Origin of the sequence: Baekduia sp., from assembly GCF_035318805.1 — a bacterium.
In the GTDB taxonomy this organism is placed as follows: Bacteria; Actinomycetota; Thermoleophilia; order Solirubrobacterales; family Solirubrobacteraceae; genus Baekduia.
Map to the genome: position 1 here is coordinate 67902 of NZ_DATHDY010000121.1, position 12660 is coordinate 80561.

Sequence of the window (12660 nt, forward strand, 5' to 3'; positions counted from 1 at the left end):
GCCGTCCGGTGCCCCCTCGTTTCCTCATCGGCTCCAGGGGTCCAACTACGGGCTTGGTGCTGCTCTGCCTCGGGGCGGTCGCCCCAGCGTGTGCCTCGTCTCCCGCCCCCTGGTGGTTGGCCTCAGGCGGGAGTTGACGGCTGCATTCAGCCTGCCTATGCGTTGACGCCCCGGGCGGGAGCGGGCTGTCGGTCGCCGACCGCTGCGGCCGCTAGGCTTCGGCCACCTCCTGCCCCACAGCAGAGGACTTGAACGAGGGCCGCCCCGCTAGGCGGCCCTCGTCGCTTCTTGGAACGGTCACGGGCGGCAGCGACAGCCAAGCGACAGCTAATCCCCGTTCAGTGAGGTCAAGACCCGCCGCGGCCGCGGCCAGCCCTGGGACGCGCTGCACCCGGCCAAGCAGGCGCAGGTCCGGCGCATGGCCCGCGCCTACCTCAACGACACGGCCGACCGACCGCGCGTGGCGCTGCTGCGCTTCGACGCGATCGGGATCGCCATCGACGCCCGCGGGCGCCTGACGCGCCTGGAGCACCTCGAGGACGCGTTCTAGTGGTGCGGGTGCACGCGCGTCAGTCGAGCGGGTCGGGCATCCAGTCGGGTGGGTCCTGGACGGTGAAGGGGCGGCTGGCCAGCACGTCGCCGTTGACGCTGAGCTTGAACTCGTACAGGCCGGCGTCGAGGGTCAGCCCGTTGAACGCCGAGGTCACCGGCGCGCTGAGCGACGTGCCGGGCTTGACGCCGGGCGGCCGGCCGACCTCGAGCTGGGACAGGATCACGACCGGGTCGTCGCCGATCACCATCGCCTCGCCGTAGCTGTCGATGAGCTCGATCCGGATCTCGTGGTTCTGCTCGGTCCGGTCCCAGGGCACCGTGATGATGCTGCCCAGCGCGATGTTCACCGGTTGGCCCGGGGCGAAGAGCGTGTTCCATCCGCCGCCCATGACGTACAACTTGCCGTTGATGGCCTCCGCGAAGTCGCAGAGGATGACGGTGGCCTCCATCTACGCCCCGCCTCGGGTGATCGTGCTCGCGCTGATGACCATGGCCGCTGATCTGAGCACGCCGGCGCGGGCGGCGCAAACGAGGCCCCAGCCGGCTGGCAGGCCGCCCGTCGCGCTACAGCGCGAGCTGCTGGTAGGCGGTCGACTGGAACGACATGCGGTGCAGCGGCGAGACGCCGTGGCGCTGGATCGCCTCGCGGTGCTCGGGGGTCGAGTACCCGACGTGCGTCGCGAACTCCCAGCCGGGGTGGCGTGCGTCGGCGCGGTGCATGAAGCGGTCGCGCGTGACCTTGGCGATGATGCTCGCGGCGGCGATCGCGGCGCTCTTGGCGTCGCCGTCGATGATCGCTCGGCCCTCGTAGCCGTCCAGGTCGCCGACGGGGAAGCCGTCGCTGAGGCAGATGACCTCGTCGCGGCCGCCCTGGGCGACCTTCAGCAGCGACTCGCGCAGCGCGGCGAGGTTCGTGCGATGCAGGCCGCGGCGGTCGATGCCGCCGGCGCAGCGCGAGACGACCGCGACGCGCGTGGCGATGCGCAGGACGACCGGGTACAGCGCCGCGCGCCCTTCGGGCGTGTGCTGCTTGGAGTCGTTGAGGACCGAGAGGGCGCGGACGTCGCGCGGGCCCAGCGTCTCGAAGTCGAAGAGCACGGCGGCGGCCACCAGCGGGCCGGCGAGGCACCCGCGGCCGGCCTCGTCGGCGCCGGCGACGAACCGCACGCCGAGCGCGCGATCGTGGGCGAAGAGGCGCCGGCCGCTGCGGGCCTTGCTCTTCTTGCGCTGCTGCGGCTTGGGGGCCGGTGGCTGGGAGGCCGGAGGCACCGGGACGGCGTGGGCGCTAGAGCAGCCCGATGCGCTTGGGCGGCCAGTAGGTGGCGAAGGCGCCGCCGATGATCCACTTGCGGGGAACAGGACCCCAGAACCGGCTGTCGTCGGACTCGCCACGGTTGTCGCCCATCATGAACCAATGGTCGGCGGGGATGGTGATCGGGCGCGGGAAGTCGCAGCCGGTCCCGCCTTCGCAGGGACGGGTGAAGCCGTCCTTCTGGCGCTTGCCGTTGACGAACGCGTGCCCGCCCTTGATGTACAGGGTGTCGCCCGGACCGGCGACCACGCGCTTGATGAAGTTGACGCTCGCCTTGGTCGCCGTCGGACGCGAGCAGGCCTGGTCGGCCTTCTTGTTCGGATCGCCGCAGGTGTTGGTGTCCGAGCCGGCCGGCGGGTGGAACACCACGACCTCGCCGATCTCGGGCTTGTTGAAGCGGTTGCCCAACCGGTTGACGAGCACGCGCTGGCCGATCTGCAGCGTCGGCACCATCGACTCGCTCGGGATCCGGTACGGCTTGACGAGGAACGCCTGGATGCCCAGCGCGAGGCCCAGGGCGACGATGACGATGACGATGAGCTCGACGAACGAGCTCCCCGCCGACCTCTCCTTCTTGGCTTCGCCCGCGGAGGGGCTCACCTCAGGCCTGCTTGTCGTCGGCGCCGGCCGGAGCCTCGGCGGCGGGCGCGTCGCCCGGCTCGGCCGCGGCGGGAGCCTCGGCCTCGGGCGTCTCGCCCTCAGGGGTGCCGACGACCTCGTCGAGCGTGGCGCCCTCGGCATCGACGGCGCCGTCGGTCGCGGCGGCCTCCGCCTCGAGCTGCGCGGCCGGATCGTGCAGCAGACCGGGCTCGACCGTCTCCTCGGGCCCGATGTAGCGGCGCTCGCGGACGCGGGCGGCCTTGCCGACGCGATCGCGGAGGTAGTAGAGCTTGGCGCGCCGCACGTCACCGCGGGCCGCGACCTCGATCTTCTCGATCTTGGGCGAATGCACGGGGAACGTGCGCTCGACGCCCACGCCGAAGGACTGCTTGCGGACCGTGAAGGTCTCGCGAGAGCCGTGTCCCTGGCGCTTGATCACCACGCCCTCGAAGACCTGCGTACGGCGACGCGTGCCCTCGATGACCTGGAAGTGGACACGGACGCGATCGCCCGCCTGGAAGCGGGGGACGCGGCGCAGTTGTGCGCGCTCGAGAGAGTCGATGACGGTGCTCATGGCAAAGAGAAGGCGCGGAGATCGGCTCCGCGCGTCGGCTGAGTGATGGTAGCGAACGGAGGCCGCCGGAGCGGTCAGCCCGACATCGGGCCGAACGGGTCCGGCCCCGCGCCGCGCGGCGCCTGGTCGGACATCGACCCGAACGGATCCGGGCCGCCGCCGCGGCGCGTGTCGCCGGATTCCGGATCCAGCGGATGGGCCGTCGGCCCGACGACGCCCCGCTCCTGGCTGCGGGCGCGCCGCCAGGTCGCGATCTCCTCGTGATGGCCCGACAGCAGCACCGGCGGGACCTTCCAGCCGCGGTACTCCGCGGGCCGGGTGTAGTGCGGGTACTCGGGATCGCCGCCCAGCGCCTGGCTGAAGGACTCCTCCAGCGCGGACTCGGCGTGGCCCAGCGCGCCCGGCAGCTTGCGCAGCACCGCGTCCATCACGACCATCGCGGCCAGCTCGCCGCCCGACAGGACGTAGCGGCCGACCGAGATCGCGTCGGAGGCGAAGTGCTGGACGATCCGCTCGTCGAAGCCCTCGTAGCGGCCGCACAGCAGGGTGATCGCGGGCTCGGCGGCCAGCTCGTCGACCAGCGCGTCGTCGAGCATCCGCCCGCCGGGCGTCAGCGCGATCACGCGGCGCTCGCGGCGCAGGTCGACCGGATCCTGGTTGTAGATGACGCGCAGCGCCTGGTCCATGACGTCGACGCGCAGGACCATCCCGGCGCCGCCGCCGAAGGGCGTGTCGTCGACCTGGCCGCCGCTGAGCGGCGTGTGCTCGCGCGGGTTGAAGGTCCGCAGCTCGTGGCCCTGCTGGATCGCGTTGCGCACGTGCCGCTGGGTCTGGAACCACTCGAACCACTCGGGGAAGAGCGTGAGGACGTCGAGCTGCATCGGCTAGCCCTCGGCCTCTCCGAGGAACGCGAGGTCGACGTCGATCCGGCGCGCGTCGAGGTCGACGGTGCGCACGGCGTCGGAGATGAGCGGGACCAGCAGCGCCGGGCGCGACGGGTCGGCCTGGCGCGAGACCTCCAGCAGCTCGCACGACGGGTACGCCAGCAGCTGGGCCACGACGCCCACGTCCCGGTCGCCGTCGACCACGTGGCAGCCCACGAGGTCCTCGGCGTACCACTCGTCCTCCTCCAGCGGCGGCGCGTCGGCGCGGCGCACCCACAGGTCGGTGCCGCGCAGGGCGTCGACCGCCTCCCGCGTGTCGACGCCGGCCAGCCGGAAGATCGGGCGCGCGTCGGTGCCCGCGCGGCGGACGATGGCGACGTCCTCGCCGTGCAGCAGCAGCGTCGTGCGTCCCTCGAGGAGGCGGGTGCGCGGCTGGGTGAGGTGGAACGAGCCGTCGAGCCCGTGGGCCCGGCCGACGCGGCCCACGCTCAGCAGCGCGCGGCCGGCCGGATCTGCGGCCGGCATCTCAGTCGACGATGTCGACGAGGACGCGGCGCTGCTCCTTGACGGCCGCGGCCTTGACGACCGTGCGGAGGGCGTTGGCCGTCCGGCCGCCCTTGCCGATGACGCGACCGTAGTCCTCGTCGCCCACCGACAGCTCGAGGACGACGGTGCCGTCGTCCTCGTCGAACTGCTCGACGGCCACCGCGTCGGGATCGTCGACGAGCTGGCGCGCCAGGTAGTCGAGCAGCTCCTTCATCCGGTGCGTGGGCCCCTAGCGGGAGCCGGCGACGTCGATGCCCTGCGTGCGCAGGAGCTTGCGGACCTGGTCGCTGGGGGTCGCGCCCTTGGCGAGCCAGTCGCGCACGCGCTCCTCGTCGACGGTGATCGTCGACGGCTGGGTCTGGGGGTTGTACTGCCCCAGGATCTCGATGTTGCGACCGTCACGCGGCGAACGCTGATCCGCGGCGACGATGCGCCAGATCGGGTTCTTCTTGGCGCCCACACGGGTGAGGCGGAGTCGAACTGACACTTGAGTTCTCGAAGTTCCTTGAAAGTCGTTGCGAAAGCGACGTGGGAGGTTAGCGGGCTTGGCGCATCATGGCCTGCAGGTCCGGCATCTTGCCCTTGCCGATCTGCTTCATGACCTTGCGCATCTGGCTGAACTGCTTGACCAGCTGGTTGACGGCCTGCACGTTGGTGCCCGATCCCTTGGCGATCCGCAGGCGCCGCGAGCCCTTGATCAGCTCGGGGCGCCGGCGCTCCTCGGCGGTCATCGAGAGGATGATCGCCTGGACGCGGTCGAGCTCCTTCTCGTCGACCTTCAGCCCCTTGAGCTGCGCGCCCGCGAAGCCCGGCATCATGCCCAGCAGCGACGTCAGCGGGCCCATCTTGCGCAGCTGGCGCAGCTGCTTGAGGAAGTCCTCGAGGGTGAACTCGTCCTTGCGCAGCTTGCGCTCGAGCTCCTTGGCCTCGTCCTCGTCGAACTGCTGCTCGGCCTTCTCGATGAGCGACAGGACGTCGCCCATGCCGAGGATGCGCTGCGCCATCCGGTCGGGATGGAACGCCTCGAACTGGTCGAGCTTCTCGCCGACCGACGCGAAGAGGATCGGCTTGCCGGTGACGGCCTTGACCGAGAGCGCGGCGCCGCCGCGGGCGTCGCCGTCGAGCTTGGACATCACGACGCCGTCGAAGTCGACCGCCTCGGCGAACTGCTCGCTGACGTTGACCGCGTCCTGGCCGGTCATCGCGTCGACGACGAGCAGGATCGCGTGCGGCTTGACGACCTTGCGGATGTCCTTGAGCTCCTGCATGAGGCGCTCGTCGATGTGCAGGCGGCCGGAGGTGTCGACGATGAGGACGTCCTTGCCCTCGGCCTTCGCGCGCTCCAGCGCCCAGCGGGCGATGTCGACGGGGTCCTTGTCGGTCCCCTGCTCGTAGACCGCGGCGCCGGCCTGGCCGCCGACCTTGATCAGCTGCTGCACGGCGGCGGGACGGTAGACGTCGCAGGCCGCGACGGCGACCGAGGAGCCGTGCTGCTCCTTGAGGTGGCGGGCGAGCTTGGCCGTCGCGGTGGTCTTGCCCGAGCCCTGCAGGCCGGCCATGAGGACGACCGTGGGCGGGCGCGGAGAGAAGGTGATGCCGGCCGAGGAGCCGCCCATGAGGGCGGTGAGCTCCTCGTTGACGATCTTGACGACCTGCTGGCCGGGGTTGAGCTGGCCCAGGACGTCGGCGCCGAGGCAGCGCTCCTTGACCGTCTGCGTGAACTGCTTGACGACCTTGAAGTTGACGTCGGCCTCCAGCAGCGCGAGACGGATCTCGCGCATGGCCTTGTTGACGTCGTCCTCGGTCAGCGTGCCGCGGCCGCGGACGTCCGACAGGGTCTCCTGGAGCTTCTCGGCGAGTGCGTCGAACACGTGGCGGTCCAGTGTACGGCCCGGCGCCGGGCGATCAGGGCGTGATCGGCGCCCGGACCGAGCTCTCCGAGATGCCGGGCCCGCTGGCCTGCAGGTGGCTGAGGAGCGCGAGCGGGCGGGCGGTGCCCGGGACCACGAGCGCGGTCGGCGCGAAGGGCACGTCGCTGCCGGCCTCGCTGACGGCCTCCGGCGCGCCGAAGCTCGCGGTGCCGGCCGCCCGCGCGGAGGCGAACACGCGCGACGTCGTCCCGGCGGGGACGTCTGACCCATGCGGGCCCGAGCGCCACAGCACGACGGTCGGGCCGTCGGAGGAGCCGGTGCCGGGCGTCGTGGCGACGTCGCCCAGGACGGCGTCCTGGCCGGCCGGGCTCAGCACCTGGGCCGCGCCGATGTGGCCCGCGCTCAGGGCGCTGACCCGCACCGAGAACCGCGTGCCGTCGAAGCTCGTCCAGGCCAGCAGCGCGCGCGAGCGCGCCGTCACCACGAGCCGCACGGCGGGCGCGGCGACGGCGACGTTGCTGCCCGAGCCCGAGCGCGCGCTCTCCGGCGTGCGCAGGCCGCCGAAGCCGTGCCCGGGCGCCGCGGTGACGAAGCGGACGTCGGGCGAGGTCGCGGCATCGCCCTCGCCGACGCGCTGCGACGCCCAGGCGACGAGCAGCCGGCCCGTCGGGTCGACCGCCGCCTGCAGGTGGGACTGCACGCCGGGGCCGAGGCGATGCGCCGCGCCCCAGGTTCCGTGCACGCCACGGTGGCGCGCCATGACCTCGTGGCGGTCCTCCCAGGCGACGAGGAGGTCGCCGTCGGGGCCGACGGCGACGGTGATGTCGCGCGCCTGGCTGGTGACGCCGATCGTCAGGATCCGGCTGAACGTGGTGGCTCCGTGGCGGCGCAGGAACACCATTCGCGAGCTGCCTCCGCGCGTGACGAACGCCACGTCGCCGCGGGCGTTGCCGTCGAGCGCCGAGACGTTCTGGTTCTGGGTGCCGGAGAGCGTGCGCAGGGTCGGGGTCCCCGCGGCCGCCGACGTCGTCCCGGCGCGCACGCGGCTCTGCTCGTCGATCGTGCCCGACGGGCCGAGGGACGTGCCGGCGACGGCGACGGCGTCCTGCGCGTAGTCGGTGACGAAGGCCGCGGCGAGGCCGACGCCGGTCGCCGACAGGGCGGCGCCGGTCCCGGGATCGAGGCGCACGAGCTCCGATGGCGTGCCCGGCGCCTGCACGGAGCTCGACGGGTCGAGCGCGACGGCGCGGCCGGCCGGCGTGACGGCGCCCGGGCCGCTGGCGGTGCCGGGGATCGCGACGGGCGCGGACCACGGAGCGTCGGCGGACGCGGCGGCCGGGGCGAGCAGCGCCACGGCGCCAGCAGTGCTGAGGAGACGCGTGAGCTTGGACATGCTTGGTCTCTGAACGACGTTGGGGCCGCAGAGGTTGCGGACTGATCGGCGTCGCCGACCAGGCGATCCGCGTTGTGGTGCACCGCGGCCGGGGGCCGGCGCCCGCCCCCGGCCGCGGTTCCGGCCCGGGCGCTCAGCCCGCCGGGCGCGTGGCGACGACGATCGCGGTGCCGCTCGGGAACACGGCCAGCGAGCGGCCGTTGGTCGGATCGATCGCCGCCGCGGGCGACTCCGAGATGTACACCGCGGGATCGCTGATCGCCTCCCGCCTCCCGAACGTCGTGGCGCCGGCGGCCCGCACGCTGGCGAAGACGCGCGACACGGCACGGGGCCCGCCGAGCGGGCCGCTGGAGTCGCTGCCGGCGACCCCGGCGCGCCAGAGCACCGTCGCCGCGCCGGCCGGGTCGGTGGCCGCGTCGCCGAGCACGGCGTCGGTCCCCGCGGGCGAGAGGACGGCCGAGGCGCCGACCCGGCCGCCGACGACCTCTGCGGCCTTGACCACGAACGTGGTCGCGTCGTGCCCGGTCCACGCCAGCAGCGCGCGGGAGCCGCCGTCGAGGACCAGTCGCACGCCGGGAGCGTGGACGTAGTGCCCCGTGCCGAGGGCGGCGATGGTCTCCAGCGTGCGCGTCGTGCCGAACGGGCGGCCGGCCTTGGCCGTCGCGAAGCGCGTCACCGCGGGACTCGTCGGCTCGCCCTCGTCGACCGTCTGGGAGTCCCAGGCGACGAGGCGGCGGCCCGTGCCGTCCACCGCCGCGTCGATGCTCGCGCCGCGACCGGGGCCGAGCCGCGCGGTCATGCCGACCGCGCCCTTGCGGCTCACGTCACGGGCGAACAGCTCCCCGTCGTCCGACCACGCCACCAGCGTCTCGCCGTGCGTGCCGACCGCGACGGCGGCGTGGCCCGACGTCGCGCCCGCCGGGATGTCGAGGACGCGCCGGAACCCGTGCCCGCCGGCGAGCAGGCGCCACACCGAGCGGGAGCCGGTCGCCTTGCCGGTCACCAGCGCCACGTCGCCGCGCGCGTCGGCCGCGAGGTCCAGCACGACCTGCCCCTTGGTGCCGGGCAGCTTGCCGATCGGGCCGAGGCCGCGGTCGACGCTGCCCAGCCCCACCACCACCGAAGCCTGGTCGCCGGCGATCGCCCGGTGGTCGACCGTCGAGCCGCCGGCGAGGGCGTACCCCGTGCCGCCGAAGCCGACCGCGCGACCGTCGAACAGGTCGACGCCGACGGGCGTGCCCAGCGACCCGTCCGAGCCGACCGGCGTCAGCAGCGACGGCGTGGCCGGCGTGCCGTGGGAGCGGTCGGCCCAGGTCAGCACGGCACTGGCGCCGGAGGCGGTCATGGCGACGCTGACGCTGATGTCGCCCGCGCCCGGCAGGGCGGCGGGCGGCGACCACGGGGCGTCGGCGTAGGCGAGGGCGGGGAGCGCGGCGAGCGTCGCCAGCGCGGCGGCGACCGGGGGCACGAGTCGGTTCATGCAGTCGTCAACGAGCCTCCTGCACGAAGGTTACGGACCCTCAACGACGGTGACCGTTCGCCGTCCGTGCGCGCCCGCTCAGGGCGCGCGGCGGATCAGCGTCACGCCGTCGCGGACCGTCAGCTGCGTGGCGATCACGCGGTCGTCAGTGGCCCAGCGCGTGTTGAGCTCGTCGATGACGCGGTCGGCGTCGCTGGCCGGATCGAGCACGCCGCCGTCGTGCAGCGTGTTGTCGGCGACGATGAGGCCGTGCGGCGAGAGCCTGGCCAGCGCCGCCTCGTAGTAGTCGGGGTAGCCGGTCTTGTCGGCGTCGACGAACACGAGGTCGTACGGGCCGGCGAGCTGCTGCAGCGACGCCAGCGCCGGGCCGCGGCGCAGCTCGATGCGGTCCGCGTACGGCGAGGCGTCGAACGCGCGCTGGGCGAAGTCGGCGTGGCGCTCGTCGAGCTCCAACGTCACGACGCGGCCGCCCGGCGGCAGGGCGGCCGCCATCGCGAGCGCGGCGTACCCGGCGTAGGTGCCGACCTCGACGACGAGCCGCGCCTGCACCGCCGCGACGAGCGTCTGCAGCAGCCGGCCGACGACCGGCCCGCTGAGCATCTCCGCGTAGGGCAGCTCGGCGGCCGCGCGGGCGTGCAGCTCATCCATCCACGCCTCGAAGGGCGTGGTGTGGGCCGCCGCGTAGGCCTCGACGTCAGACGGGACGAGGTCCATCGTCGACCTGGCGCCGCTCGCGCGCCGCGTCGTCGTCGCCCGGAGCGCCGAAGGCCCCGGAGATGTTGTTGAGCGCCCGCGTGAACTCGGACGGGATCACCCACACCTTGTTGGCGTCGCCCTGGGCGATCTTCGGGAGCATCTGCAGGTACTGGTAGCTCAGGAGCTTCGGGTCGGGATCGCCCTTGTGAATGGCCTCGAAGACCGTGCCGATCGCCTGCGCCTCGCCCTCGGCGCGCAGGATCGCGGACGTCTTGGCGCCCTCGGCGCGCAGCACGGCGGACTGCTTCTCGCCCTCGGCGTCGAGGATCTGCGACTGCTTGGAGCCCTCGGCGGTGAGGATCGCTGCGCGACGATCGCGCTCGGCGCGCATCTGCTTCTCCATCGCCTCCTGGATGCCGGCCGGCGGGTCGACGGCCTTCAGCTCCACGCGGTTGATCCGGATCCCCCACTTGCCCGTCGCCTCGTCGAGGACGATCCGCAGCTGCGTGTTGATCTGGTCGCGGCTGGTCAGCGACTGCTCCAGCGTCAGGCCGCCGATGACGTTGCGCAGCGTCGTGACGGTCAGCTGCTCGATCGCCTGCAGCGGGTTGGCGACCTCGTAGGACGCGCTCTTGGGATCGGTGATCGTGAAGTAGAGGACGGTGTCGATGTTCACCGTCACGTTGTCCTCGGTGATCACGCCGTTGGGCGGGAAGCTGATGACCTGCTCGCGGAGATCGATCAGCGGCTTCACGCGATCGATGAACGGCAGGACGATCGTCAGGCCGGGCTGCAGCGTGCGGCTGTAGCGGCCGAGCCGCTCGACGACGCCGGCGCGGGCCTGCGGGATGATGCGGATGGTCTGCGACGCCACGAAGAGCGCGAAGAGCAGGACGATCACGAGAGCGATCAGTGCGACCACGTGTTCACCTCCGGAGATGGATGGGGATCGGGGTTCATGGCTCGACGAGCGCGGTGGCGCCGCGGATCTCGACGACCTGCACCTTGGTGCCGACATCGATGACGCGGTCCTCGTCGTAGGCGCGCGCGGTCCAGACCTCGCCGTCGATGCGCACCGAGCCGACGTTGTCGTCGTTGGAGATGCGCTCGAGCACCATCGCGGGACGGCCGACGAGCGCCGCCGTGCCGGTCCTGATCTGCGGCGGTTGGTACATATGGCGCTTGGCGATCGGCCGGACGAGGCCGAAGCACGCGATGGTCACGGCCGCGAACGTCAGCAGCTGGACGAGGTCGCCGGCGCCGACCAGCGCCGCCAGCAGCGCGGCGAAGGCGCCCACGGCGAAGGGCGCGAGGAAGAAGCCGGCGGTGAGGATCTCCCCCACGGCGGCGAAGACTCCCGCGATCAGCCACACCAACCAGGCGTCCATTCGGACGCGACTGTACTGACCGCGCGCCTAGGGGTGCCGCAGGCGGCCAGCGAGGCCGAGGCCCACGACGGCCAGCCGTCGCCGCCGGAGGTGGGTCCCCAGTCGCGACAGCGACACAGTCTCCTACGTGGCGACCAGGGCCCGCTCAGGTGGATGAGGCGCCGGTCGGGCGACGCGGCCTCGACGAAGCGGAGCGTTGGCTGGAGCTGCGGCCGCCGTTGTGCTGCGCCGAATCGCGGACCCCGCCGGCCACGTCCCGGCCGGCGTCCACCAACGGCGTGACCACGGGTCCGGTGACGCGCCACACGGTCGCGGCGGCCCACCCGACGCCACGGCCGACCGCCCGGCGCACCTCCGGGGATCCGATCACGGCCGCACCCACGCCGGCCACCAGCAGGGTGCCGGGATCGAGATCGAGGACGTCCATCGCGCTTCCCTTCGCTCGTTTGCGCCGAACAGCACCACCGTAGGGCGGTGGCCGCCTCGCGTCCACACGTCGATTTGCAGACGTCCGCCGCGAGGTTTCGCATCGGACAGCGCCCGACCCGGTATGACTACGCGCATGATCGCGCTCGCCGTCGGCAGCGAGCTTCCCAGCACGCGGCCCGGCGGAGCGCTCTCCCGCCGGCCGGCGGTCGGCAACGCGTCGACAACTGAGAGGTCACCGGTTGGCAACACGTCGGTAACCAGGGGTGATCGCCGTGCGGCGAACATGTAGGAGAACGGTGCTCCGCCCTCCGCGAGCCCGCCCTCGACGCCATGTCGCTCAGACCTCTCCTCATGCTCGTGTGGGGCATCCCCCCTGCCGCTCACCGCGCCCCGCGCGTCCTCTTCGAGCGCGGTCCCGGTCCGCGGTCCTCCTCCGCCGCCGTCGACGACCACGAAGGCCTCGACGAAGGAGAGGACATGGGGTTGATCGACCCGCAGAAGGGCCTCACCATGGCGGCCGCCGCGCTGGCGCTGTCCCCGGACGCACGACGGGTGGCGCACCGGGGGCTGGTCTACGGCGTGGCGGGCACGCTCAAGGCGACGGACGTCGTCGTCTCGGCCGCGCGCGGCGCGGCGCAGGGCGCCCAGGCCGGCCTGGCCGGCGAGCCCGCGATGCGCGGAGGAGAGACGACATGAGCCGCGTGAAGGTCGACGACCGCGGCGCTTCGGAGCCGCGGGCCGAAGAGCCGGGCGCTGCCCGCGACGACACCGAGCGAGCCGCGGAGGAGCTGGCGGGTCGCGTCGCGGTCTGGGTCGCGCGCGCGGTGTCGCGGGCCCGCGAGGAGGGCGAGGACGTGTGGGCGGAGGCCCAGGAGCTGCGGCGCCGCTGGTGACCCCGCGCGGCGATGGGCGCGACCGCCCCACCCCGCGTCGTC

The 12660-nt window shown here is 73.1% G+C and carries 17 protein-coding genes and 1 pseudogene; 3 read left to right on the top strand and 15 right to left on the bottom strand.

Annotation, left to right across the window (positions count from 1 at the left end; genetic code table 11):
• Positions 1-349: 349 nt before the first annotated feature.
• Positions 350-550: pseudogene (locus VK501_RS24825) on the top strand (YraN family protein); the annotation flags it as partial.
• Between the two features lie 19 nt (positions 551-569).
• Here VK501_RS24825 and VK501_RS24830 read toward each other — a convergent pair.
• The 15 genes from VK501_RS24830 to VK501_RS24900 form a co-directional block, all read right to left on the bottom strand.
• On the bottom strand, positions 570-1001 hold the full coding sequence (locus tag VK501_RS24830) for a DUF6941 family protein (protein ID WP_324342321.1): 432 nt from the start codon (positions 999-1001) through the stop codon (positions 570-572).
• A gap of 115 nt (positions 1002-1116) precedes the next feature.
• A complete protein-coding gene (locus VK501_RS24835; RefSeq protein ID WP_324342323.1) occupies positions 1117-1821 on the bottom strand; it encodes a ribonuclease HII in 705 nt (234 codons plus the stop codon).
• A 16-nt stretch (positions 1822-1837) separates the two neighbouring features.
• Positions 1838-2464 (bottom strand): signal peptidase I, encoded by a 627-nt coding sequence (gene lepB / locus VK501_RS24840; RefSeq protein WP_324342325.1) that lies wholly within the window; start codon positions 2462-2464, stop codon positions 1838-1840.
• A gap of 1 nt (position 2465) precedes the next feature.
• Positions 2466-3038 carry a 50S ribosomal protein L19 gene (gene rplS / locus VK501_RS28845; protein WP_349261060.1) on the bottom strand — a complete coding sequence of 191 codons (573 nt, stop codon included), beginning with the start codon at positions 3036-3038 and terminating at the stop codon, positions 2466-2468.
• A 74-nt stretch (positions 3039-3112) separates the two neighbouring features.
• Positions 3113-3919 carry a tRNA (guanosine(37)-N1)-methyltransferase TrmD gene (gene trmD / locus VK501_RS24850; protein ID WP_324342327.1) on the bottom strand — a complete coding sequence of 269 codons (807 nt, stop codon included), beginning with the start codon at positions 3917-3919 and terminating at the stop codon, positions 3113-3115.
• A 3-nt stretch (positions 3920-3922) separates the two neighbouring features.
• Positions 3923-4447 carry a ribosome maturation factor RimM gene (gene rimM, locus VK501_RS24855; RefSeq protein ID WP_324342329.1) on the bottom strand — a complete coding sequence of 175 codons (525 nt, stop codon included), beginning with the start codon at positions 4445-4447 and terminating at the stop codon, positions 3923-3925.
• Between the two features lies 1 nt (position 4448).
• On the bottom strand, positions 4449-4682 hold the full coding sequence (locus VK501_RS24860; RefSeq protein WP_324342331.1) for a KH domain-containing protein: 234 nt from the start codon (positions 4680-4682) through the stop codon (positions 4449-4451).
• A 15-nt stretch (positions 4683-4697) separates the two neighbouring features.
• Entirely contained in the window at positions 4698-4955 is a 258-nt protein-coding gene (gene rpsP, locus VK501_RS24865) for a 30S ribosomal protein S16 (protein WP_324342333.1), read from the bottom strand.
• A 49-nt stretch (positions 4956-5004) separates the two neighbouring features.
• Positions 5005-6339 (bottom strand): signal recognition particle protein, encoded by a 1335-nt coding sequence (gene ffh, locus VK501_RS24870; RefSeq protein WP_324342334.1) that lies wholly within the window; start codon positions 6337-6339, stop codon positions 5005-5007.
• Between the two features lie 34 nt (positions 6340-6373).
• The gene (locus tag VK501_RS24875; protein WP_324342336.1) at positions 6374-7732 is read right to left on the bottom strand and encodes a hypothetical protein; all 1359 of its coding nucleotides are present in this window, start codon (positions 7730-7732) and stop codon (positions 6374-6376) included.
• A gap of 133 nt (positions 7733-7865) precedes the next feature.
• Positions 7866-9200, bottom strand: a complete 1335-nt coding sequence (locus VK501_RS24880; protein ID WP_324342338.1) for a hypothetical protein — start codon at positions 9198-9200, stop codon at positions 7866-7868.
• A 90-nt stretch (positions 9201-9290) separates the two neighbouring features.
• A complete protein-coding gene (locus VK501_RS24885; protein ID WP_324342340.1) occupies positions 9291-9926 on the bottom strand; it encodes an O-methyltransferase in 636 nt (211 codons plus the stop codon).
• The gene (locus tag VK501_RS24890) at positions 9907-10821 is read right to left on the bottom strand and encodes an SPFH domain-containing protein (protein ID WP_414641204.1); all 915 of its coding nucleotides are present in this window, start codon (positions 10819-10821) and stop codon (positions 9907-9909) included. The genes VK501_RS24885 and VK501_RS24890 overlap by 20 nt, the downstream gene beginning before the upstream one ends.
• Positions 10822-10864: 43 nt before the next feature.
• Positions 10865-11296 (bottom strand): NfeD family protein, encoded by a 432-nt coding sequence (locus VK501_RS24895; protein ID WP_324342345.1) that lies wholly within the window; start codon positions 11294-11296, stop codon positions 10865-10867.
• 145 nt (positions 11297-11441) lie between these two features.
• Entirely contained in the window at positions 11442-11723 is a 282-nt protein-coding gene (locus tag VK501_RS24900; RefSeq protein ID WP_324342347.1) for a hypothetical protein, read from the bottom strand.
• Between the two features lie 332 nt (positions 11724-12055).
• Between VK501_RS24900 and VK501_RS24905 the strand changes: the two genes are divergently transcribed.
• Together VK501_RS24905 and VK501_RS24910 are read left to right on the top strand one after the other, a co-directional pair.
• Positions 12056-12421 (top strand): hypothetical protein, encoded by a 366-nt coding sequence (locus tag VK501_RS24905; RefSeq protein WP_324342349.1) that lies wholly within the window; start codon positions 12056-12058, stop codon positions 12419-12421.
• Entirely contained in the window at positions 12418-12618 is a 201-nt protein-coding gene (locus VK501_RS24910) for a hypothetical protein (protein ID WP_324342351.1), read from the top strand. Before VK501_RS24905 ends, VK501_RS24910 begins: the two co-directional genes overlap by 4 nt.
• The last annotated feature ends 42 nt before the right edge of the window (positions 12619-12660 follow it).